The sequence below is a fragment of the Streptococcus sp. 29896 genome (assembly GCF_032594915.1).
GTDB lineage: Bacteria > Bacillota > Bacilli > Lactobacillales > Streptococcaceae > Streptococcus > Streptococcus suivaginalis.
The window spans coordinates 1,627,185-1,648,311 of the sequence record NZ_CP118733.1 but is presented as its reverse complement, the minus strand read 5'-3'; the positions used below and the strand labels follow the sequence as shown (position 1 = coordinate 1,648,311).

Genomic DNA, 21,127 nt, shown 5'->3' with positions numbered 1-21,127 from the left:
ATTTCTTCTTTTGTTTAACGGTCACAAGAGCAGTAAAATGCGCAATTATGGGAGATTTTGAGTTGTTTTACGTAAAAGTTTTAAAAAAATTGTATAAATCCTTGACAAATGCAAACGTTTGCGTTAAACTATCATTGTACTCGAAAGAAAGGAAAACGTTTTTATGGCGAATCGTACCAGTGGAATTTTAATGCATATTACCTCACTTCCAGGTAAGTTTGGTATCGGTACTTTTGGAAAGCCTGCCTATGACTTTGTAGATTTCTTGGTCGAAACCAAGCAGACCTACTGGCAGCTCCTTCCTCTCACAACGACAAGTTACGGAGATTCACCTTATCAATCATTTTCTGCCATTGCAGGAAATACCCATTTAATTGATTTTGATTTGTTGGCAGAAGAAGATTTATTGGCCAACTTTGACTACCAAGATGTGAAATTTGGGGACAATCCAGAAAAAGTAGACTACGCCTTGATCTATGAGGCTCGCCGTCCGATTTTGGAAAGAGCCGTTAAAAACTTCTTGAGCGATGACAAGCGTAAAGCAGCCTTTCAAGAGTTTGAAAAAGCCAATTCGTCATGGTTAAATGACTATGCAGAATTTATGGCTATTAAAGAACACTTTGGAAACAAGGCCCTACAAGAGTGGGATGACAAGAAAGTTCTTGCTCGAAATGAAGAAGCTCTTGAAAAATACCGCTTGGAATTGGCAGACCAAATTGATTACTTTAAAGTCACTCAGTATTTCTTCTTTAGCCAGTGGAAACAGCTAAAAGAATATGCCAATCAAAACCACATTAAGATTATCGGAGACATGCCGATTTATGTCTCTGCCGATAGTGTGGAAGTTTGGACCAAGCCACAGCTCTTCAAATTAGATAGCGAGCGCAAGCCGCTTTATGTGGCAGGTGTGCCAGCAGATAACTTCTCAGCAGATGGCCAGCTTTGGGGCAACCCACTCTACGATTGGGAGCAGCATGAAAAAACTGGCTACAACTGGTGGATTTACCGTATTCACGAGAGCTTCAAACTTTATGATGTCTTGAGAATTGACCACTTCAAAGGCTTCTCAGATTACTGGCAGGTAGCAGGAGATGCTGAAGTAGCTAAAGTTGGTACCTGGGAGCCAGGTCCAGGCTACAATCTCTTCAAGGCGGTCAAAGAAACCCTTGGCGACTTGCCAATTATTGCAGAGGATCTAGGAAATATTGATGCCAAGGCTCGTAAGTTACTTGCAGATTGCGGCTACCCTGGTATGAAAATCCTAGAATTTGGCTTCTTCGATGTGACTGGACAGAGCATTGACATCCCACACCGTTGCGTACCAAACTCTATCGCCTACACAGGCACACACGATAACGAGGTGGTCAATGGTTGGTATAACAATCTAGAGCCTGAACAACAGGAGTTTGTAGATGCCTATACCAACAGAAAGCCGATTGAGCCAGTGACTCAAGCCATGCTTCGAACACTCTTTGCTACTGTCAGCGACACAGCTATTGCGACCATGCAAGATGTTCTTGACTTGGGCGAAGAAAGCCGCATGAACATGCCTTCAACTGTCGGAGGCAACTGGGAATGGCGAATGAAAGCTGAAGATTTAACCCAGGAACGCAAAGACTTCTTAGTCAAAATGACAACATTATATCAACGAGGAAATGAAAACCATGATTAACTTTACAACATTTGCAGAAAGCAAAGCCAACAAGAAATTAGCCGACATGACCAACGAAGAAATCTATCTTCAGTTGCTCAACTATGTCAAATTGTCAGCGGCAGATATGCCAAAAAACACTGGTAAACGCAAGGTTTACTACATCTCAGCAGAGTTCCTTATCGGTAAACTCTTGTCAAACAACTTGATCAACTTGGGTGTTTACAAGGACATTCAGGCAGAATTGGCAGCAGCTGGCAAGTCTTTGGCACAGGTTGAAGATGTGGAGCCAGAACCATCACTTGGTAATGGTGGTCTTGGCCGTTTGGCATCTTGCTTCGTGGATTCTATGTCAACACTTGGTATCAACGGTGAGGGCGTAGGGCTTAACTACCACTGCGGTCTCTTCAAACAAGTTTTCAAGGACAACCAACAAGATGCAGAGCCAAACTTCTGGATTGAAAATGACTCTTGGTTGATTCCAACGAACATCAGCTACGATGTACCGTTCAAAAACTTCACTTTGACTTCTAAGTTGGACCGTTTGGACATCCTTGGCTACAAGAAAGATACTAAAAACTACCTCAACTTGTTTGATATCCAGTCTGTCAACTACGGCTTGATTGACAATGGTATCACGTTTGACAAGACGGCTATTCAAGAAAACTTGACCCTCTTCTTGTACCCAGATGATTCAGACAAGAACGGTGAATTGCTCCGCATTTACCAACAATACTTCATGGTGTCAAATGCTGCCCAGCTCTTGATTGACGAAGCGATTGAGCGTGGTTCAAATGTGCGTGACTTGGCAGACTATGCTTACGTTCAAATCAACGATACTCACCCTTCACTTGTCATTCCAGAATTGATTCGTCTATTGACTGAAAAACACGGTTTGGAATTTGCAGAAGCAGTAGCGATTGTTAAAAACATGACAGGCTACACTAACCACACCATCTTGGCAGAAGCACTTGAGAAATGGCCACTTGAATTCTTGGAAGAAGTAGTCCCACACCTAGTTGGTATTATTAAAGAGTTGGATGCCCTTGTCGCACAAGAAGTTCCAGATGTTGCCCTTCATATTATCGATGAGTCTGGTCGTGTTCATATGGCTCACATGGATATTCACTATTCTAACTCAGTTAACGGGGTAGCAGCTCTCCACACAGAAATCTTGAAAAACTCTGAGTTGAAAGGCTTCTACGAACTTTACCCAGAAAAATTCAACAATAAAACAAACGGTATCACCTTCCGTCGTTGGTTGGAATTTGCCAACCAAGACCTTGCAGACTATATCAAGGAATTGATTGGCGATGAGTACTTGACAGATGCAACTAAACTTGAGAAATTACTTGCCTTTGCAGATGACAAGGAAGTTCATGCTAAATTGGCTGAAATCAAACACAACAACAAATTGGCTCTTAAACGTTACCTCAAAGACAACAAGGGAATTGAGTTGGACGAAAACTCTATCATTGATACACAAATCAAACGTTTCCACGAGTACAAACGCCAACAAATGAATGCCTTGTATGTTATTCACAAGTATCTTGAAATCAAAAACGGCAACCTTCCAAAACGTAAAATCACTGTTATCTTCGGTGGTAAGGCGGCTCCAGCTTATGTGATTGCCCAAGACATCATTCACTTGATCCTCTGCTTGTCTGAGTTGATCAACAATGATCCAGAAGTGAGCAAGTACCTCAACGTTCACTTGGTAGAAAACTACAACGTAACGGTTGCTGAAAAACTCATCCCTGCGACAGATATCTCTGAGCAAATCTCATTGGCTTCTAAAGAAGCATCAGGTACTGGTAACATGAAATTCATGCTCAACGGTGCCTTGACGCTTGGTACTATGGACGGTGCAAACGTTGAGATTGCAGAGTTGGCTGGCATGGACAATATCTATACATTTGGTAAGGATTCAGATACCATTATCGACTTGTACGACAAGGCTGGTTACGTATCTGCGGACTACTACAATGGTGATGCCAACATCAAACGTGCGGTTGACTTTATCGTCAGCGACGAAATCCGTGCACTTGGAAATGATGAGCGTCTTGGTCGCCTGCACCATGAATTGATCTCTAAAGACTGGTTCATGACCTTGATTGACTTGGCGGAGTACATTGAAGTCAAAGAGCAAGTCTTTGCAGACTACGAAGATCAAGAATCTTGGAACAAGAAAGTTGTTCACAACATCGCCAAAGCAGGATTCTTCTCATCTGACCGTACTATTGAACAGTACAACCAAGATATTTGGCATTCAAACTAATACTTTTGCTCTCCTAAATTGAAAAGAATGTTCCTGAGTGGGAACATTCTTTTTTGTATTTTTCATTTTTTACCGTTTGGCCATTGAAACAAAGGTAACCTTATCTGGTCGATAGGTGATGGTTCCGTACTGAAAAGGACGACCGTCAGCCAGATAGGTGGTACTGGTGACGGAAACCACCATGTCGTAGCCAGCCAGATCCAGCAAGGATTTTTCTTCCTCCGTAGCAAAGCGGAAGGAAATTTCCCGACGCGAATGAGAGATTCCTAAGCCCAGGTCCGATTCTAGATACTGATAAATCGATTTTTCAGCGATTTCCTTGCTGAGATAGGGAACAATCCTGCGGTCAAAGTAGGAAATCTCATACTCTAATCGTTCTCCGTCAATAGTTCGAACGCGGCTGACACGGTACAGATCCGTTTTTTCATCCACTTCCAATTCCTTCATGACTTCTGGCTGACCTTGTACTATGTAGAGATTGGTCAGTTGGGTCTGGACTTGATGGTGAGCAAAGCGGTTGAGTTCGCTAACGGTCTTCAATTCAGACACATACGGTTTTCTGACCAGGTTGTGGTCTAAGATAACCGAGTTTCTCCCCTGACGCTTTTGAATATAGCCATCCATTTCTAATAGCGATAGTGCCTTGCGGATAGTATCCTTGGAATAGGAGTAGATGTCCATTAGCTCATTTTCGGTTGGCATCTCCTGATTGGCCTGCCAGATATTTTGTTCAATTTTTTCCTTGATGTCTGCGTAGACTTTTTTATATTTACTCATGGTGACTCCTCAACTCTTCTATCACTAGTTTAACATATTTAGGAATAATCGTCAGTTTTATAGTTTTTTTAAAAAGAATTACGTAAAAGTTGATGAATTGTTCCGTAAAAGAGTTGACAAATGGAAACGTTTACGTTACAATTGTCTTACAAATACGGAAGCGCTTTATTTCAGAATATGATGAAGAAAGGAGACCTATGAAATTACTAACAGTCAATGTCCATGCCTGGTTAGAAGAAAATCAAGACCAAAAGTTGGACATACTTGCTCAGACCATTGCTCAAAAGCAATATGACGTGATTGCCTTACAAGAAGTCAATCAACTGATGGCAAATCCCTTGGTAACAAAGGACTTACGAAAGGATAATTATGGTTTGGTTTTGCTTGAAAAGCTGAAAGAGCTGGGAGTAGTTGGTTATTCTTATTTCTGGTCCAATTCTCATATCGGCTATGATAAGTATGATGAAGGGATTGCTTTTCTAACAACATTACCGGTCTACGAAGTGGATGCTTTCTATTGTAGTCAGCACCAAGATCTGACATCAATCCTGTCTCGCAAGATTATTGGCTTGACGGTAGCATATGGGAATGAGTTGATTGACTTGTATTCCTGCCATATCAATCTTCCGGGGCACCCAGAGGAAGACCAGCTGGAAAATGTTCGAAAGATTGTTAATCGAACTAGCCAGGAACGCTTGAAAATTCTCATGGGTGATTTCAATACGGATGCACTATCGGATCCTCAAGCCTATCAAGCTATTAAGAATCTAGGTCTTTATGATAGTTATGATTTGGCAGTGGAAAAGGACAGTGGTATCACTGTTGAAAAAGCTATAGATGGTTGGGCTGGGCACAGTCAGGAAAAACGTCTGGACTATGTGTTCTTAAATCAGGAAAGACAAGTTCAATCCAGTCGAGTGATTTTCAATGGAGATAATCTACCGGTTATTTCGGATCACTTCGGTGTAGAAGTAAATGTAAGTATTTAAAGGTCATAAGACTATGAAAACTATTTAAGGAGAAGAACATGAAAAAAATTCTTAGTTTCGAATTTTGGCAAAAGTTCGGGAAGTGTTTAATGGTTGTGATTGCCGTAATGCCAGCGGCGGGTCTCATGGTGTCAATCGGGAACTCAATTCCTCTGATTAGCCAAGATTCAGAGCTATTGGCTCGAATTGGGAATATTATTGCGCAAATTGGTTGGGGAATTATCGGTAACCTTCACTTGCTCTTTGCCTTGGCAATTGGTGGTAGCTGGGCTAAGGAAAAGGCTGGTGGTGCCTTCTCAGCAGGTCTTGCCTTTATTCTCATTAACTTGATTACTGGTCATTTCTTTGGCGTAAGTACAGCTATGTTGTCAGATGCAGAAGCGACAGTCAGCACAGTCTTCGGGACACAAATCCCAGTTTCAGGTTACTTCGTCAATATCTTGGGCCAACCTGCCCTTAACATGGGTGTCTTCGTTGGTATCATCGCTGGTTTTGTAGGAGCAACAACTTATAACAAATACTACAATTACCGCAAATTACCAGATGTTTTGACTTTCTTTAACGGCAAACGCTTCGTACCATTTGTGGTTATCTATCGCTCTGTACTTGTTGCGTTAGGTTTGGCGATTTTCTGGCCGCTTGTTCAAACAGGGATCAACAGCTTTGGTAAATGGATTGCGACTTCGCAAGAAACAGCTCCAATCTTGGCACCATTTGTTTACGGTACCTTGGAACGCTTGCTTCTTCCATTCGGTCTTCACCACATGTTGACCATTCCGATGAACTATACTTCGCTTGGTGGGACCTATGACATCTTGACAGGTGCTCAAGCAGGTACACAGGTATTTGGCCAAGATCCGCTTTGGTTGGCTTGGATTACTGACTTGATTAACCTCAAGGATGCTGGGGATATGACCCAGTACAATGATCTTTTAGCGAATGTAACTCCAGCTCGTTTCAAAGTTGGACAAATGATTGGTTCCTCAGGTATTCTTATGGGATTGTCCTATGCCATGTATCGCAATGTTGATCCAGATAAGAAGAAAAAATACAAAGGGATGTTCCTATCTTCTGCACTTGCTGTCTTCTTGACAGGTGTAACAGAACCAATCGAGTTCATGTTCATGTTTGCGGCAATGCCACTTTATGTTGTCTATGCTTTGGTACAGGGTGCAGCTTTTGCAATGGCAGATATTGTCAACTTGCGTATGCACTCATTCGGTAATATCGAATTCCTTACACGTACACCGATGGCAATCAAAGCTGGTATCGGTATGGACGTGGTCAACTTCATTTGGGTAACAGCCCTCTTTGCAGTTGGAATGTACTTCATTGCCGACTTTATGATTAAGAAATTCAACCTAGCAACAGCTGGACGCAATGGTAACTATGATACAGAAACAACAGATGTGGTTTCGAACTCAAACGTAGATACTGCAGATGCCAATTCACAAGTGGTTCAAATCATCAACTTGCTTGGTGGTCGTGATAATATCGCAGATGTGGATGCTTGTATGACTCGTCTTCGCGTTAGTGTTAAAGATGTGGCACAAGTTGGAGATGAAAATGCTTGGAAACAGGCTGGTGCTATGGGCTTGATTATCAAAGACTCAGGTGTTCAAGCAGTCTATGGACCAAAAGCAGATGTTCTCAAATCAGACATTCAAGACTTGCTAGAATCAGGCGTTGCTATTCCTCATACAGAAATTGTGGCGACAGAAGAAGTTGCTCCTGAGACTCATTTCAAAGATGTGACGGAGACAGTTTACTCTGTTGCTGAAGGGCAAGCCATTGCCATCACAGAAGTGAAAGATCCAGTCTTTTCACAAAAAATGATGGGCGACGGTTATGCAGTTGAGCCTAGCTCCGGCAATGTTTACGCACCAGTTTCAGGTATTGTAACCAGTGTCTTCCCAACCAAACACGCTGTCGGTATTTTGTCTGAAAAGGGTGTAGAAGTCTTGGTGCACGTCGGCCTAGATACGGTTGCGCTAAACGGTGCTCCATTCTCAGCTAAGGTAACAGATGGCCAACGCGTTGAAGCAGGAGACTTGCTCCTTGTTGCAGACCTTGAAGCTATTCGCTCAGCAGGACGTGAAACAACCATCGTCGTTGTCTTCACAAACACAGCTGAAATCAAATCTGTCAGTCTTGAAAATCTTGGACAAGTCAGTCAAGATAGCCAAGTTGCTAAAGTAGAGTTGTAAAAAGTAAAAAAAGATTGAAAAGATGATTGCAGTCAATTCTTTTCAATCTTTTTCTTTTGGATAGTATGCCATCAGTATTTTTCTAATTTCTTCGCTTCTTTTTTACCTTTTTCAGCGATATGGAGGAAATAAATAGACCAAGCAAGGAAAAATAACGGAATGATGCCACTTCTAAACAATGCGAATGGGGTTTCAAAGAGAAAACCAAACCAAAAACTGGTACCAGTCCGTTCCCATAGTCCTGGAGTTAGGTACCAGGATTTAGGATTCCAAAGTGTGTATCCATTTTGGAGTCCAACTTGGTAATGGATAAAAAATAAAGTCAGAAATAATCCGAAATAGGAGTAGGCATAATTTTGGTAGCGTGAATAGAATGCTTTTTTCGATTCGGTATCAGAAAAAATTTCTGTGCTTGAAGCTTCGATTGTTTGTTGAAAATAATGGATGCCACATCTACGACTACCTTGTATAGGTTGCCAACCACAGTCTTCAAATAGAGAGAGGTAATTTGAATATTCTCCTTTTGCAATATGTTCGTGAAAATCAAGGCGTACGGGATGAGGGGTTCGACTACATTTTTCAAAATGATAGGCTGCTGTCCAAGGAGTTACTTTGATAAGCTGATAACCTTCGGATTGAATCGAATTAATCCAATGTTCTTCCTCTTGTAAACTGGTGAATAATTTGTGTCTTATCATGGCTTCCTCCTTAAAAACCTAATTCTTTGGCAATATGATGTAGTTTTTGAATACGCTGTGTTTCCAGTTTAATAATCTCTTGTCCCGTTGCTGTTACTTGATAGACTTTTCTTCTTTTATCGGAACTTGGAACGGAACAAATCCATTTTAGTTTCAAAAGATTCTCAATCGCTCCATACATGGTTCCTGCAGCGATTTTCACATCACCATCACTCATATCCTCTACTTTTTGCATGATATGGTAGCCATGGGCAGGTTCCAAGAGGGCTAATAGAATATAGTAAGTTGTCTCCGTTAGGGGGAGGTGCTTGTTCCTTTTCATTTGGCTTCTCCTATGTAGTTCAAATGTACAGTTGTGCTATATATTATATATCGGAAAACTATACATGTCAACTGTATAGTGAAGAAGATTTTAAAAATCTTCTCAATCCTTACCATTTATGGTATAATAAAGCGATTTTATAAAATGTAGGAGGTTCCCCATGGGACGTAAATGGGCCAATATTGTAGCCAAGAAAACCGCAAAAGACGGTGCTAACTCAAAAGTTTACGCCAAATTTGGTGTTGAAATCTATGTAGCAGCGAAAAAGGGTGACCCAGATCCAGAAACAAACTCAGCGCTGAAATTTGTTATCGACCGTGCTAAGCAAGCGCAGGTTCCAAAACACATCATTGACAAGGCCATTGACAAGGCAAAAGGAAACACAGATGAAACCTTCGTGGAAGGTCGTTACGAAGGCTTTGGACCAAATGGTTCTATGATTATCGTTGATACCTTGACATCAAACGTAAACCGTACCGCAGCCAATGTTCGCTCTGCCTTTGGTAAAAACGGTGGAAACATGGGTGCATCTGGTTCCGTATCATTCATGTTTGATAAAAAAGGTGTGGTTGTATTTGCTGGTGATGATGCAGATGCCATCTTCGAATTGCTCTTAGAAGCAGATGTTGAAGTCGATGATGTAGAAGCAGAAGACGGCACAATCACTGTCTATACAGCTCCAACGGATTTGCACAAGGCAATCGTGGCACTCAAAGAATCAGGAATTCAAGAGTTCAACGTTACTGAACTTGAAATGATTCCACAATCAGAAGTATCACTTGAAGGCGATGACCTCGCAACATTTGAAAAACTCTACGATGCCCTCGAAGACGACGAAGACGTCCAAAAAATCTACACGAATGTAGATGGCTTTTAAGCAACAAAAATTGTCCATGAGGACAATTTTTGGCTTAAAAGGTTGGAGATGAGAACCAGCGGCAGCTGGTTTTCTTTTTATCTAAAAATAGGGTAGCACTTTTTTATACTAAAAGTTTGGAGATAAGAACTGCCGGCAGGCAGTTTTTTATAACCAACAGTCTGGGAGAGTGAGACAGTTCAGCAAACTGTTTCAGTCTGAACCGAGAAAAATAAAAGTGAGGGGTTGGGAACCGATTCTTTTTCCTCAAAGCGTAGGTATTCAAACTTAAGCAAGAAAAAAATCACCGCGAGTGGCGGTGATGATTTAACCAAAGTGTCTAAAGAGGGAGTGGGTTGCTTGATGGATATATCTAGCGGTCTCTGCCTTGTTCATGGTATAGAGGTGGACACCAGCGACATCATTGGTGACCAAATCAACAATTTGGTCAACGGCATAGGCAAGGCCTGCTGCACGCAAGGACTCAGGTTGGTGTTCGTATTTTTCCAAAATGGCTTTGAACTTGCGTGGGAGACGGATATTCTCACAGGTTTTCAAGAGTCGAAGTGCCTGATTCCTGTTGATGATAGGCATGATTCCTGCGATAATCGGCACTTCGATATCAGCTAGATAGCATTTCTCTTGAAAATCATAGAAAACATCGTTGTCGAAAAAGAGTTGGGTTACAAGACTGGAACAGCCAGCATCCACCTTCTTTTTCAAATTTTTAATATCCGCAACAGCACTTCCTGACTCTGGATGGCCTTCAGGATAGCAGGCTCCGATAATGTCAAAATGCGGAGCTTCTTCCTTAATGAAGGAAATCAAATCAGTCGCATACCGAAAATCTTCCTTAGGAGGGAGACCTTGGATAATGTCACCACGCAGTGCCAAAATCCTTTGTACACCAATGCGGTCCAAGGACTGAAGAACAGAGCTAACTTTTTCTTTTGTCAGATAGGCTGCCGGTAGATGGGCAATGGTCGGTACTTGTAAGTCATTGCGAACATAGTCCGATAGGCGAACGGTTGTTTCTTCGACGTTTAAGTTATTATTGCTACAAGTGACGCTGATAAAATGAGGGGCCAAGCCTTGCATTTCTCTAAGTGCTTGGAGAATCTTTTCATTGCCTACTTCTGGTTTTGGAGGAAAAATTTCAAAAGAGAGACTTGGGGCTTGACCAGTCATAGATTAGAGTTCCTTTCTGGCTGCCTTGGCTGCTTGGGTCAAGTGGATAAGGCTAGCTTTGGTTTCTGATTCACCACGAGTTTTTAGACCGCAGTCTGGGTTGATCCAGACTTTTTCTTTTGGTACTTTTGAAAGAATGGCCTGAATAGTTTGTGAAATCTCCTCAACTGCAGGTACTCGTGGAGAGTGGATGTCATAGACACCAGGGCCTACCTGAGTTTGGAAGTTCTTGGCCTTGAGTTCATCTAGAATCACGAGATTAGAACGGCTAGCTTCAAAGGAAATCACATCCGCATCCATGTTGTCGATGGCTGGAATAATATCTGTAAATTCGCTATAGCACATGTGTGTGTGGATTTGTGTATCTGGCGCAACAGTTGAGTGTACCAAACGGAAGGCAGGAATTGCCCAGTCAAGGTACTCGCTGTACCAGTCACTACGACGGAGTGGTAATTTTTCACGAAGGGCTGCTTCGTCGATTTGGATAATCTTGATACCTGCTGCTTCAAGGTCGAGAACTTCTTCCTTGATAGCAAGAGCGATTTGAAGAGTTGATTCCTTGATAGAGATGTCTTCACGTGGGAAGGACCAGTTGAGGATGGTTACAGGTCCTGTCAACATCCCTTTGACTGGTTTATTGGTACGGCTTTGAGCATAGCTAGACCATTTAACAGTAATTGGGTTCAAGCGAGTAACATCGCCCCAGATGATTGGTGGTTTTACTCCACGAAGTCCATAAGATTGGACCCAACCGTTTTTACTGAAGAGGTAGCCAGATAGGTTTTCACCGAAGTATTCAACCATGTCGTTGCGTTCAAATTCACCGTGAACCAGTACATCGAAGTCAACTTCTTCCTGCCACTTAATCCACTCATCCGTCCGAGATTCAACAAAGGAATCGTATTCTGCTTCGGTAATTTCGCCACGGCGGAAGGCTAAGCGAGTGCTGCGGACGTCCTTGGTTTGAGGGAAAGAACCGATAGTAGTGGTTGGAAGTAGTGGCAAGTTCAATTTTTCGCGCTGGATAGCTTCACGTTCCGCAAAGACTGGAAGACGAGTGTAGTCTGCATCTGTCAAACCTGCCAAGCGGTCTGCAAGGTCTGCATCACGACCAACACGCTCAAGGGCAAAGAGTTCCTTGTTGGCTATGAGAGCAGATTCTCCTTGACCATTACGAATAGCATCCAAATCACGCAATTCGCTCAATTTTTCAACCGCAAAGGCAAAGTGATTGAGGATAGCAGGTTCAAATTCTTCATTAGCTGTAGTAAATGGTACATGAAGAAGGGAACAAGAAGTTGTTAGAACGATATTTTCAGCTGGGATAGCCTCCAAGACAGCCAAGCTCTTTTCATAGTTGTTACGCCAGATGTTTTTACCGTTGACGATACCAGCGTAGAGGGTCTTATCAGCCGGGAAGCCCGTTGCTACAAGTGCAGCCGTTTCCTTACCTTCAACAAAGTCAAGACCGATGGCATCGACTGGTAGGTTTGTTAATTCTGTGTAAATATCACGCACATCTCCGAAGTAGGTTTGGATAAGGACTTGTAAGCCTTTCTTATTTGTCAAGAGTGTTTGGTAGATGTTTAAGAAAAGGGCTTTTTCTTCAGCAGTCAAATCCTTGACCAAGCTAGGTTCGTCTAACTGGATTTTTTCAGCGCCAAGTTCTGCCAATTTTGCAAATACTTGTCCGTAGGCAGCAACCAAGCTATCTGCTACATCTTCAGCTTTCACACCTTCTTCAAAATCAGTTAATTGTAAGAGGGTGAATGGACCAATAAGGACTGGACGAGTAGTAATTCCCAGATCCTTTGCTTCTTGGAATTCGTCGAAAATCTTGTGACCAGCTAGTTTGATTTCTGTGTCTTTTTCAATAGCTGGAACGATATAGTGGTAGTTGGTGTTGAACCATTTTTTCATTGGTCTAGCACGAACATCACCCTTGTCTCCTTGATAGCCACGCGCCAAAGCGAAGTATTTTTCAAGATCAGTCAAGTCCAGGTCCTGAACTGCTTTTGGTACGATATTGAAGAGAACAGCTGCATCCAAAACATTGTCATAGTGTGAGAAGTCATTGCTTGGGATTTCAGTAATGCCGACTTCTTTAACAATAGTCCAGTGCTTGGCACGCAGGTCCTTTGCTGCCGCTAAAAGCTCTTCTTGCGGAATTTCGTTTCTAAAGTATTTTTCAGTGATAAATTTTAATTGGCGGTGTTCGCCGATACGGGGAAATCCGATAATAGTTGTTGTCATGTTCGATCCTCCAAAATATTCTACCCCTTTATCCTAACAAAAACATTCAGGTCTGTATAATTGAAAATAAATAAGGAAGTATATAGTCAAAAACTATACCAATCATTCTTATCTAGTGATCCAATGCAGTCGTAGTTATAGTTTTACAAATAAAACAATTAGATATTTGAGTTTTCTACTATTTTGTTGTCGGTTTTTTGAGTCATATTTTCGATGTTGAAAAATTGGAGTCGAGTTAGGTTCTTATAAAAATTTTTTTAAGAGGTCATAAACTTTATATATTGGTTCCATGTAAAAAATGCAGCAGCAATAACTCAACTGTTTAACAAGAAGAACCAAATGAAAATGCTAAAAATCATTCTTTCTTTGGATTTGTTGTATCCAGTTGATTTCATCAGCTTGCAGTGCATGTTCAATCTAGGTATGTGACTGATAAAAATTCTTAAAGTCCTGATAAAAGATCTCTATTTTACAAGAATAGAGGGACATGGTAGAATGTTGTTCAAGTAGGTCGAAAGGTGGTGCCTGTATGGCAAAAGTTCTTGTAGGAATTACTGGAAATGAAAAGCATATTCCTGGTCAGACAGGCATGACTTATGTTACCGTCGCAAGCGAATTGGCTCAAGGTGTTAGCGACGCGGGTGGATTGCCTATTGTCATCCCCATGGGAGAGGTTTCCCAGGCCAGAGACTACGTGACTATGATTGATAAATTAATTTTGTCGGGTGGTCAGCATGTGGATCCTCGTTTCTATGGAGAAGAAAAGTCGATTGAAAGTGATGACTATTTATTGGCGCGTGATGAGTTTGAATTGGCTCTGATTCGAGAGGCTTTGAAGCAAAACAAACCGATTTTTGCAGTGTGCCGAGGCATGCAACTTTTAAATGTCGCCCTTGGTGGTAGTCTCCATCAGGCTATTGAGGATCACTGGCAAGATGGGTATGCTGGAACTTCGCATAGTCTTCGTATCAAACCTCACAGTCGTGTTGGTCAGCTATTTGACCAAGGCAGTCAGATCAACTCTTTCCATCGTCAGAGCATCAAGGATTTGGCACCAGGCTTGGTAGCTACTGCCCATGATCCAAGAGATGGAACGATTGAAGCTTTTGAAAGTCGAAAAGGGGCTTCACTGCTGGGGATTCAATGGCACCCAGAATTTCTGTGGCAAGAATGCGAACGCTCACGCCAACTCTTTCGTTATTTAGTGGAACAATTATAAAAGCACCAGTTCGGTGCTTTTTTGTTCATTTTTCATTTGGAGCTGCTTGGTAGAATATTTGGGAGTTTGGGCTATTCTGTCCGTATCTATATACAAATGGTTCAAAACTAATAACCAATAATATGTTTGTTATAGTTTTTTCTTATATCTGAGCATAAAAAAAGTCTAATAGCCAGATTGCTTTCCCTGTGGTAAGATAGGGATAGTTCAAATTAAGGAGATATACAACATGAAATTAAAGAAAATTTTTGGTCTTGCAGCAACAGCTGCTCTCTCACTAGGTCTTTTGGCGGCGTGCAGTTCAAGTTCTTCAACAACAACGGAGTCTTCTGCAGACACAACAACTGTAAAAGTGGGGATTATGACACGTAATGCCTATACGACAGAAGTTTGGGACAAGGTAACGGAGTTGGCAGCAGCTGAGGGTGTAACAGTTGAGTTGACAGAGTTCACAGATTACTCACAACCAAACAAGGCTTTGGCTGAAGGAGATGTGGATGTCAATGCCTTCCAACATATTTACTTCTTGAACAACTGGAACACTGAAAACGGTGGTGACTTGCAAGTAGCTGGTTACACATTGTACAGCCCAATCCGCTTCTACTCTGGTGTTGAAGGTGGTAAAGATAAGTATACTTCTATTGAAGATATTCCAGAAGGTGCAGAAATTGCCGTTCCAAACGATGCAACAAACGAAAGCCGTGCCCTCTTCTTGCTTGAGTCAGCAGGTTTGATCGAGTTGGATGTTGCAGATGGCGAATTGGCAACACTTTCACACATCACTTCAAATCCAAAGAACATCACTATTACAGAATTGGATGCAAGCCAAACAGTTCGCTCACTTGAGTCAGTTGACGGTGCAGTTATCAACAACAACTATGCACAAGAAGCAGGTCTTGATACTTCTAAAGCCCTCTACATCGAGCAAAAAGGTGCAGACACTGAAGTTTGGTACAACGTTATTGCAGCGCAAAACGGTTGGGAAGAATCTGACAAGGCTGATGCAATTAAAACTTTGATTGCAGCCTATAACACGGATGAAGTTGCAGAAATCATCGAACGTGCTTCAAATCAAACAGATTTCGCTATCTGGGATGAAGTTTCAGCAGAATAATAGTTTATAGATAGGGAGTAGAGGAAGCTGATACATGTGTTTCAGCTTCTATTCCTGTTTTTAGAGAGGAAAGTCAAAATGGCATTTTTGTCAGAAAAAGAACAAATTGAAAAATTTTGGCAGGATGCCATTGTCCAGCAGGATTTGGAGCATCTGAAGGCCTTGATTGGTAAAAAATCGATTTTTGCCCAACAAATTGGTCTGGAAGAGGTGGCTGATTATCTTCAAGAGGTATTTGAAGAAGCAGGAGCCAATGTCTTGGTTGATAAGTCATTCGCAGCACCTTTTGTCTTGGCGAGATTTGAAGCAGATAATCCTGAAGCCAAAACCATTATTTTCTACAACCACTACGATACGGTTCCAGCCGACAGCGACCAAATCTGGCTCAAAGGCCAGCCTTTTGAATTAACCCTGACTGAAGACAGTATGTACGGTCGCGGGGTGGATGATGATAAGGGACACATTGTAGCTCGCCTATCTGCTGTCAAAAAATACTTGGCCCAGCATGGCAGCCTTCCAGTTCATATTATCTTTATCATGGAAGGAGCTGAGGAGTCTGCTTCGGTGGATTTGGACAAGTATCTGGTCAAATACAAGGACCAGCTTAGTCAGGCAGAACTCTTGGTCTGGGAACAAGGTATCCGTAATAAGAAGGACCAATTGGAAATCGCTGGTGGGAACAAGGGGATCGTGACCTTTGATGTCTCTGTCAAGAGTGCTGATTTGGATATTCATTCCTCCTTTAGTGGGGTAATTGACTCGGCAGCCTGGTACTTGTTGCAAGCTATTTCTAGTCTACGTGAATCAGACGGTCGTATCAAGGTTCCAGGGATTTATGATAAGGTCCAAGAACCTAACGAGCGTGAAATGGCCTTGGTAGAGGAATATGCCTTGGTCAATGCAGATAGTTTGAAAGAAATTTATGGTTTAAGTTTACCGCTCTTGCGTCAGGAACGCAGAGAACTTTTGAAACGATTGTATTTTGAACCATCTATTACCATTGAAGGTTTGTCCACAGGCTATCAGGGGCAGGGAGTCAAGACCATCATTCCTGCCAATGCTAGTGCCAAGATGGAGGTTCGTCTGGTTCCAGGTTTGACGCCTGATGGCGTTTTAAGTGCTATTCGTACCTATCTGGCAGATCAAGGATTTGACCAAGTTGAGGTAGCATTTACCCTAGGGGAAGAATCCTACCGTTCGGATATGTCTGCACCTGCCATTGTAAAGGTCATCGATTTGGCTAAGTCTTTTTATCCCCAGGGGGTGTCGGTACTGCCGACCTCACCTGGTACAGGTCCCATGCATACAGTCTTTCATGCCTTAGGTGTTCCCATTGCTGGATTTGGTTTGGGACATGAGGGTAGTCGAGACCATGCAGGTGATGAAAATGTGAAGATTGCAGACTACATTGCACATGTTGAATTAATTGAGGAGTTGATTAAAGCGTATGAGTAAGGAAATCATTAAATTAGACAATATTGATGTGACCTTCCGTCAGAAAAAACGGGAGATTACAGCGGTCAAGGATGTCAGCATCCATATTAATCAGGGAGATATTTATGGCATCGTGGGCTATTCGGGGGCTGGTAAGTCAACCCTGGTTCGTGTCATCAATCTCTTGCAAGTGCCAACGGCTGGAACGATTACCATCGATGATGATGTGATTTTTGACCAAGGAAAAGTAACCTTGAGCCCTGCTCAATTACGGGAAAAACGCCGTGATATCGGTATGATTTTCCAGCATTTTAATCTGATGGCACAAATGACGGCAGCAGAAAACGTTGCCTTTGCCCTGAAACATTCTGGATTGAGCAAGGAAGAGAAGGCAGAAAAAGTCAACCGTCTCTTGGAATTGGTGGGATTGGCAGATAGAGCTGAAAACTACCCTGCCCAATTGTCAGGTGGTCAGAAACAACGGGTAGCTATTGCGCGTGCCTTAGCAAATGATCCGAAAATCTTGATTTCAGATGAATCAACCTCTGCCTTGGACCCTCGTACAACCAAGCAAATTCTGGCTCTCTTGCAGGAGTTGAATGAAAAACTTGGCTTGACTATTGTTTTGATTACCCATGAAATGCAGATTGTCAAAGATATTGCCAATCGTGTGGCTGTTATGCAGGATGGTCGCTTGATTGAAGAAGGCTCTGTCCTTGAAATCTTCTCGCATCCAAAAGAAGAATTGACCCAAGATTTTATCAAAACAGCAACAGGAATTGATGAGGCCTTGGTGAAGATTTACCAACAGGGAATTGTGCAAAACTTGCCAGAGAACAGCCTATTGGTACAACTCAAGTATTCAGGTGCTAGCACAGATACAGCTATTGTCAATGATCTCTATAAGTTTTATCAGGTTTCTTCCAATATCCTTTATGGAAATATTGAAATCTTGGACCACACGCCAGTTGGTGAAATGGTCTTGATTTTGTCAGGAGAGCCTGGCAATATCCACCGAGCACTTGAAGCTGTAACGGAAGCCCATGTTGAAGTAACGATTTTGAAAGGAGAGCAGCCATGTTAGAATGGATTGAAACTTATATGCCCAATGTATATAGAATGGGATGGGATACGCAAACAGGTTGGTTGACAGCTATTAATGCGACCATCTACATGACGGGTTGGTCTTTCTTATTTGGTGGACTATTGGGCTTGATTACAGGACTTTTGTTGGTCCTTACAGCCCCAAGAGGTGTTTTGGAAAATAAGTATGTCTTTTGGATTTTAGATAAGGTTGCATCGCTCTTTCGTGCGATTCCATTTATCATCTTATTGGCTTTCTTGAACCCTGTAACACGTGCTATTGTGGGGACAGGTATTGGTGCCAAGGCAGCCTTGGTTCCTTTGGCCTTATCAGTCTTTCCATTTTATGCTCGCCAAATCCAAGTTGTCTTATCAGAACTGGACCGTGGCGTGATTGAGGCGGCTCAGGCTTCTGGGGCAACCATTCCAGATATTATTGGGGTTTACTTGCGCGAAGGTCTTCCAGATATCATCCGTGTGACAACCTTGACCTTGATTTCCCTCGTTGGTTATACAGCCATGGCAGGAGCGATTGGTTCAGGTGGTTTAGGAAACGTAGCGATTTCCTATGGTTACAATCGCTTCGCAGATGACGTTACCTTGGTGGCGACTATTCTCATCTTGGTGATGATCTTCGTCATTCAGTTTGTTGGTGATTTCCTTACGAAAAAAATCAACCATCGCTAGAACATACTGTTAGAAACAAAGACAAGTGGAAGTTTGACCGTGTCTTTGTTTTTTACTATACTAAACTAAAAAGGAGTGACCGCTTATGGAGTTTGAAAAATTAGTACGTGGTGAGCCTGGTCAATACGTAGCTTCCCAAGGTGCCTTGAAAGAATTGCCTGCTCGGCTTTCTCTCTTCCAGCGACCAGTGATTGTGACGGGCCAAGTAGCCTATGCCGCCTTTGTTAAGCATTACGGTAAGGAGGCAGACTGGTCGGTACTCTTCTATGACCGTACAGCCAGCCATGAGGACATGGACCGTTTGGCAGATCGAGCCCGTCAACTAGGGGCAGATGTCATTGTCGGTATCGGCGGTGGCAAGGTAATGGATACCAGTAAAGGTGTGGCCGATCGGCTCAATGTTGAGCTTGTTCTGGTGCCGACTCTGGTTGCAACCTGTGCTTGCTCTACTCCGCTCTTGGTAGCTTATTATCCAGACCACAGTTTCAAATCTATTGATTATTGCCAGCGGTCTGGTTTTATGACGGTGGTAGATTATGATTTGCTGATTGATGCTCCGAAAGAGTATTTGATTAGCGGCATTTCAGATACCTTGGCCAAATGGTATGAGCTGGAAGCCATTCATCGAGGTAAGAAGCGGCAAGAATTACCAGCCATGGTACAATTGGCCTTGGCGACGGCTCAGGTTAGCCAGGACATTCTCTTGCATGATACGGAGGCTGTTCTTGATGCGGCAGACAGAAAGCAAGTCACGCCAGCCTTTGAGCGCATGGTGGACACGGTCTATGCTGTGGCTGCCAATGTCGGCTGTCAAACCAGTGACTATGTGTCAGGAGCCCATGCCCTCCATAATGGCTTGACAGTCCTTCATGAAACCCACGAGATTGCCCATGGCTTAAAGGTTGCCTACGGCATCTTGGTCCAGCTCTGTCTGACAGGTGATGAAGATGAGGTTCGTAAACTATTGCCTTTCTATCAAAAGAATGGTTATATTTACCGTTGGGACCAGTTGGGAGTGACAGAAGACCGCCTGACTGCCATGCAAAAAGTGGCCGAAAAGGCCACCGTTCCAACAGAGAGCTATGTCAATATCCGAGCGGATATCACTGCAAATGAGGTGGTTGCAGCTATGCTACGTCTAGAAGAAGTTGTGGAGGCAGCACATGGCTAGAAAAATTGGAATCATCGGACTGGGTCACGTTGGAGCAACCCTTTTGCATGACCTAATTGCTGGACAGGTCTTTGATGACTATGTGGTGATTGATAAGGATGAAAAGAAACTGGCAGCGGATGTGCTGGATATGCAGGACCGCGTTGCCAATTCAGGTCAGTTTGCCAACTTTATTCTCAACGACTATGCGGCTCTGGCGGATGCGGATATTGTGGTGTCCAGTCTTGGCAAGATCAGCCTACAGGGCAATGCAGCCAAGAGCCGTTTTGCAGAGTTGCCCTTTACCAGTCAAGAGGTCAAGGAAGTGTCGGAAAAGCTGGTTGCGTCTGGTTTTTCAGGCATTCTCATGGTTATCACCAATCCTGTTGATGTCATCACTCAACTCTATCAGACCTACACAGGTTTCCCCCAAGAGCGAGTGATTGGCACGGGGACCTTGCTAGATACGGCTCGGATGAAGCGTGCGGTGAGTCAGCGGTTTGGGCTTGCTCCGACCAGCATCTCAGGCTACAATCTGGGTGAGCATGGCAACTCCCAATTCACCGCTTGGAGCCAGGTGCGGATTGGTCAAACACCTATCCAGGCCTTGTTGACAAAAGAGGAGCTGGACCAGCTAGCCGAGGAGGCACGCATGGGCGGCCACACGGTCTTCTTCGGCAAGGGTTACACTAACTTTGCTATTGCGGCGGCGGCCAAGACCTTGATCGAGGCTGTTTTGTCCAATAGCAGAGCAGTCTTGCCGGTCTCCCACTACATTGCAGCCTACGGGACCTACCTAGGCTACCCAGCGACAGTTGGGCGGAGCGGGATTGAAGCCACGGTGGACCTAGACTTGAGCCAGGAAGAATCGGCCTTGCTAGACCAGTCAGCTGCCATTATCCGCGAGCGTGTTGAAATCGCGATGAGGGGGGACTGGGAGAGTTTGGTTTTGTAAGGCGAGAGTAGACAAACCTTGATTTTTCTGCTACAATACTAAGCATGAAAGAAGGTTGTTTCAAAAGCCTGTCTAGCGAGCTTGGGAGAGTGAAAGCCAAGCCAGTCTTGAAATAATTGGCGCTTTCCCAGTCGTGACCACGTCCGACTCAATCAGAATCATACAAATGAAGTAATAAATTAGGGTGGAACCGCGTTCTCAACGCCCCTATGTCTGTTGACAGGGGAGGAGAATGTGGTTCTTTTTGTCTGCCGACCGAGTATTTC

The 21,127-nt window shown here is 43.1% G+C and carries 17 protein-coding genes; 12 read left to right on the top strand and 5 right to left on the bottom strand.

Annotation, left to right across the window (positions count from 1 at the left end; all coding sequences use genetic code 11):
• The first annotated feature begins 163 nt into the window (after positions 1-163).
• Positions 164-1,672, top strand: coding sequence for a 4-alpha-glucanotransferase (malQ, locus tag PXH68_RS07555; RefSeq protein WP_248027630.1), 1,509 nt, complete (start codon positions 164-166; stop codon positions 1,670-1,672).
• Positions 1,665-3,929 carry a glycogen/starch/alpha-glucan family phosphorylase gene (glgP, locus tag PXH68_RS07550; RefSeq protein WP_248027628.1) on the top strand — a complete coding sequence of 755 codons (2,265 nt, stop codon included), beginning with the start codon at positions 1,665-1,667 and terminating at the stop codon, positions 3,927-3,929. The genes malQ and glgP overlap by 8 nt, the downstream gene beginning before the upstream one ends.
• A 69-nt stretch (positions 3,930-3,998) precedes the next feature.
• Here glgP and PXH68_RS07545 read toward each other — a convergent pair whose 3' ends face one another.
• Positions 3,999-4,706 carry a UTRA domain-containing protein gene (locus PXH68_RS07545; protein ID WP_205031517.1) on the bottom strand — a complete coding sequence of 236 codons (708 nt, stop codon included), beginning with the start codon at positions 4,704-4,706 and terminating at the stop codon, positions 3,999-4,001.
• A gap of 197 nt (positions 4,707-4,903) precedes the next feature.
• Between PXH68_RS07545 and PXH68_RS07540 the strand changes: the two genes are divergently transcribed.
• A complete protein-coding gene (locus PXH68_RS07540; RefSeq protein WP_248027625.1) occupies positions 4,904-5,695 on the top strand; it encodes an endonuclease/exonuclease/phosphatase family protein in 792 nt (263 codons plus the stop codon).
• Positions 5,696-5,733: 38 nt separating this feature from the next.
• The gene (locus PXH68_RS07535) at positions 5,734-7,902 is read left to right on the top strand and encodes a PTS transporter subunit IIBC (RefSeq protein WP_248027623.1); all 2,169 of its coding nucleotides are present in this window, start codon (positions 5,734-5,736) and stop codon (positions 7,900-7,902) included.
• Positions 7,903-7,973: 71 nt separating this feature from the next.
• Here PXH68_RS07535 and PXH68_RS07530 read toward each other — a convergent pair whose 3' ends face one another.
• Positions 7,974-8,600, bottom strand: a complete 627-nt coding sequence (locus PXH68_RS07530; RefSeq protein WP_044678533.1) for a DUF2812 domain-containing protein — start codon at positions 8,598-8,600, stop codon at positions 7,974-7,976.
• Positions 8,601-8,610: 10 nt separating this feature from the next.
• Entirely contained in the window at positions 8,611-8,922 is a 312-nt protein-coding gene (locus PXH68_RS07525) for a PadR family transcriptional regulator (RefSeq protein WP_004194196.1), read from the bottom strand.
• A 160-nt stretch (positions 8,923-9,082) separates the two neighbouring features.
• Here PXH68_RS07525 and PXH68_RS07520 point away from each other — a divergent pair, with 160 nt between their 5' ends.
• Positions 9,083-9,799, top strand: coding sequence for a YebC/PmpR family DNA-binding transcriptional regulator (locus tag PXH68_RS07520; RefSeq protein ID WP_004194195.1), 717 nt, complete (start codon positions 9,083-9,085; stop codon positions 9,797-9,799).
• A 306-nt stretch (positions 9,800-10,105) separates the two neighbouring features.
• Here PXH68_RS07520 and metF read toward each other — a convergent pair whose 3' ends face one another.
• Entirely contained in the window at positions 10,106-10,966 is an 861-nt protein-coding gene (metF, locus tag PXH68_RS07515; RefSeq protein WP_205031505.1) for a methylenetetrahydrofolate reductase [NAD(P)H], read from the bottom strand.
• A gap of 3 nt (positions 10,967-10,969) precedes the next feature.
• Positions 10,970-13,219, bottom strand: a complete 2,250-nt coding sequence (gene metE, locus PXH68_RS07510; RefSeq protein ID WP_248027621.1) for a 5-methyltetrahydropteroyltriglutamate--homocysteine S-methyltransferase — start codon at positions 13,217-13,219, stop codon at positions 10,970-10,972.
• A 529-nt stretch (positions 13,220-13,748) separates the two neighbouring features.
• Here metE and PXH68_RS07505 point away from each other — a divergent pair.
• From PXH68_RS07505 to PXH68_RS07475, 7 genes are all read left to right on the top strand, one after another.
• Complete coding sequence (locus tag PXH68_RS07505; RefSeq protein WP_248027619.1) at positions 13,749-14,438, top strand: gamma-glutamyl-gamma-aminobutyrate hydrolase family protein; 690 nt, start codon at positions 13,749-13,751, stop codon at positions 14,436-14,438.
• Positions 14,439-14,667: 229 nt separating this feature from the next.
• Positions 14,668-15,552 (top strand): MetQ/NlpA family ABC transporter substrate-binding protein, encoded by an 885-nt coding sequence (locus PXH68_RS07500; RefSeq protein WP_248027617.1) that lies wholly within the window; start codon positions 14,668-14,670, stop codon positions 15,550-15,552.
• Between the two features lie 78 nt (positions 15,553-15,630).
• Positions 15,631-17,007, top strand: a complete 1,377-nt coding sequence (locus PXH68_RS07495) for a M20/M25/M40 family metallo-hydrolase (RefSeq protein ID WP_248027615.1) — start codon at positions 15,631-15,633, stop codon at positions 17,005-17,007.
• Positions 17,000-18,070 carry a methionine ABC transporter ATP-binding protein gene (locus tag PXH68_RS07490; protein ID WP_205031496.1) on the top strand — a complete coding sequence of 357 codons (1,071 nt, stop codon included), beginning with the start codon at positions 17,000-17,002 and terminating at the stop codon, positions 18,068-18,070. Before PXH68_RS07495 ends, PXH68_RS07490 begins: the two co-directional genes overlap by 8 nt.
• On the top strand, positions 18,064-18,756 hold the full coding sequence (locus PXH68_RS07485) for a methionine ABC transporter permease (protein WP_172044382.1): 693 nt from the start codon (positions 18,064-18,066) through the stop codon (positions 18,754-18,756). Before PXH68_RS07490 ends, PXH68_RS07485 begins: the two co-directional genes overlap by 7 nt.
• 85 nt (positions 18,757-18,841) lie before the next feature.
• The gene (locus PXH68_RS07480; protein WP_248027614.1) at positions 18,842-19,927 is read left to right on the top strand and encodes an iron-containing alcohol dehydrogenase family protein; all 1,086 of its coding nucleotides are present in this window, start codon (positions 18,842-18,844) and stop codon (positions 19,925-19,927) included.
• On the top strand, positions 19,920-20,861 hold the full coding sequence (locus PXH68_RS07475) for an L-lactate dehydrogenase (RefSeq protein ID WP_248027612.1): 942 nt from the start codon (positions 19,920-19,922) through the stop codon (positions 20,859-20,861). The genes PXH68_RS07480 and PXH68_RS07475 overlap by 8 nt, the downstream gene beginning before the upstream one ends.
• Positions 20,862-21,127: the final 266 nt, after the last annotated feature.

Excerpts from the sequence above, each read along its gene's own strand:
- PXH68_RS07530 (WP_044678533.1), bottom strand. The coding sequence starts at position 8,600 with ATGATAAGACACAAATTATTCACCAGTTTACAAGAGGAAGAACATTGG.
- PXH68_RS07490 (WP_205031496.1), top strand. The coding sequence starts at position 17,000 with ATGAGTAAGGAAATCATTAAATTAGACAATATTGATGTGACCTTCCGT.
- PXH68_RS07545 (WP_205031517.1), bottom strand. The coding sequence starts at position 4,706 with ATGAGTAAATATAAAAAAGTCTACGCAGACATCAAGGAAAAAATTGAA.
- PXH68_RS07525 (WP_004194196.1), bottom strand. The coding sequence starts at position 8,922 with ATGAAAAGGAACAAGCACCTCCCCCTAACGGAGACAACTTACTATATT.
- PXH68_RS07540 (WP_248027625.1), top strand. The coding sequence starts at position 4,904 with ATGAAATTACTAACAGTCAATGTCCATGCCTGGTTAGAAGAAAATCAA.
- PXH68_RS07500 (WP_248027617.1), top strand. The coding sequence starts at position 14,668 with ATGAAATTAAAGAAAATTTTTGGTCTTGCAGCAACAGCTGCTCTCTCA.
- PXH68_RS07520 (WP_004194195.1), top strand. The coding sequence starts at position 9,083 with ATGGGACGTAAATGGGCCAATATTGTAGCCAAGAAAACCGCAAAAGAC.
- PXH68_RS07480 (WP_248027614.1), top strand. The coding sequence starts at position 18,842 with ATGGAGTTTGAAAAATTAGTACGTGGTGAGCCTGGTCAATACGTAGCT.
- PXH68_RS07535 (WP_248027623.1), top strand. The coding sequence starts at position 5,734 with ATGAAAAAAATTCTTAGTTTCGAATTTTGGCAAAAGTTCGGGAAGTGT.
- PXH68_RS07485 (WP_172044382.1), top strand. The coding sequence starts at position 18,064 with ATGTTAGAATGGATTGAAACTTATATGCCCAATGTATATAGAATGGGA.
- PXH68_RS07505 (WP_248027619.1), top strand. The coding sequence starts at position 13,749 with ATGGCAAAAGTTCTTGTAGGAATTACTGGAAATGAAAAGCATATTCCT.
- PXH68_RS07475 (WP_248027612.1), top strand. The coding sequence starts at position 19,920 with ATGGCTAGAAAAATTGGAATCATCGGACTGGGTCACGTTGGAGCAACC.
- glgP (WP_248027628.1), top strand. The coding sequence starts at position 1,665 with ATGATTAACTTTACAACATTTGCAGAAAGCAAAGCCAACAAGAAATTA.
- metE (WP_248027621.1), bottom strand. The coding sequence starts at position 13,219 with ATGACAACAACTATTATCGGATTTCCCCGTATCGGCGAACACCGCCAA.
- malQ (WP_248027630.1), top strand. The coding sequence starts at position 164 with ATGGCGAATCGTACCAGTGGAATTTTAATGCATATTACCTCACTTCCA.
- PXH68_RS07495 (WP_248027615.1), top strand. The coding sequence starts at position 15,631 with ATGGCATTTTTGTCAGAAAAAGAACAAATTGAAAAATTTTGGCAGGAT.
- metF (WP_205031505.1), bottom strand. The coding sequence starts at position 10,966 with ATGACTGGTCAAGCCCCAAGTCTCTCTTTTGAAATTTTTCCTCCAAAA.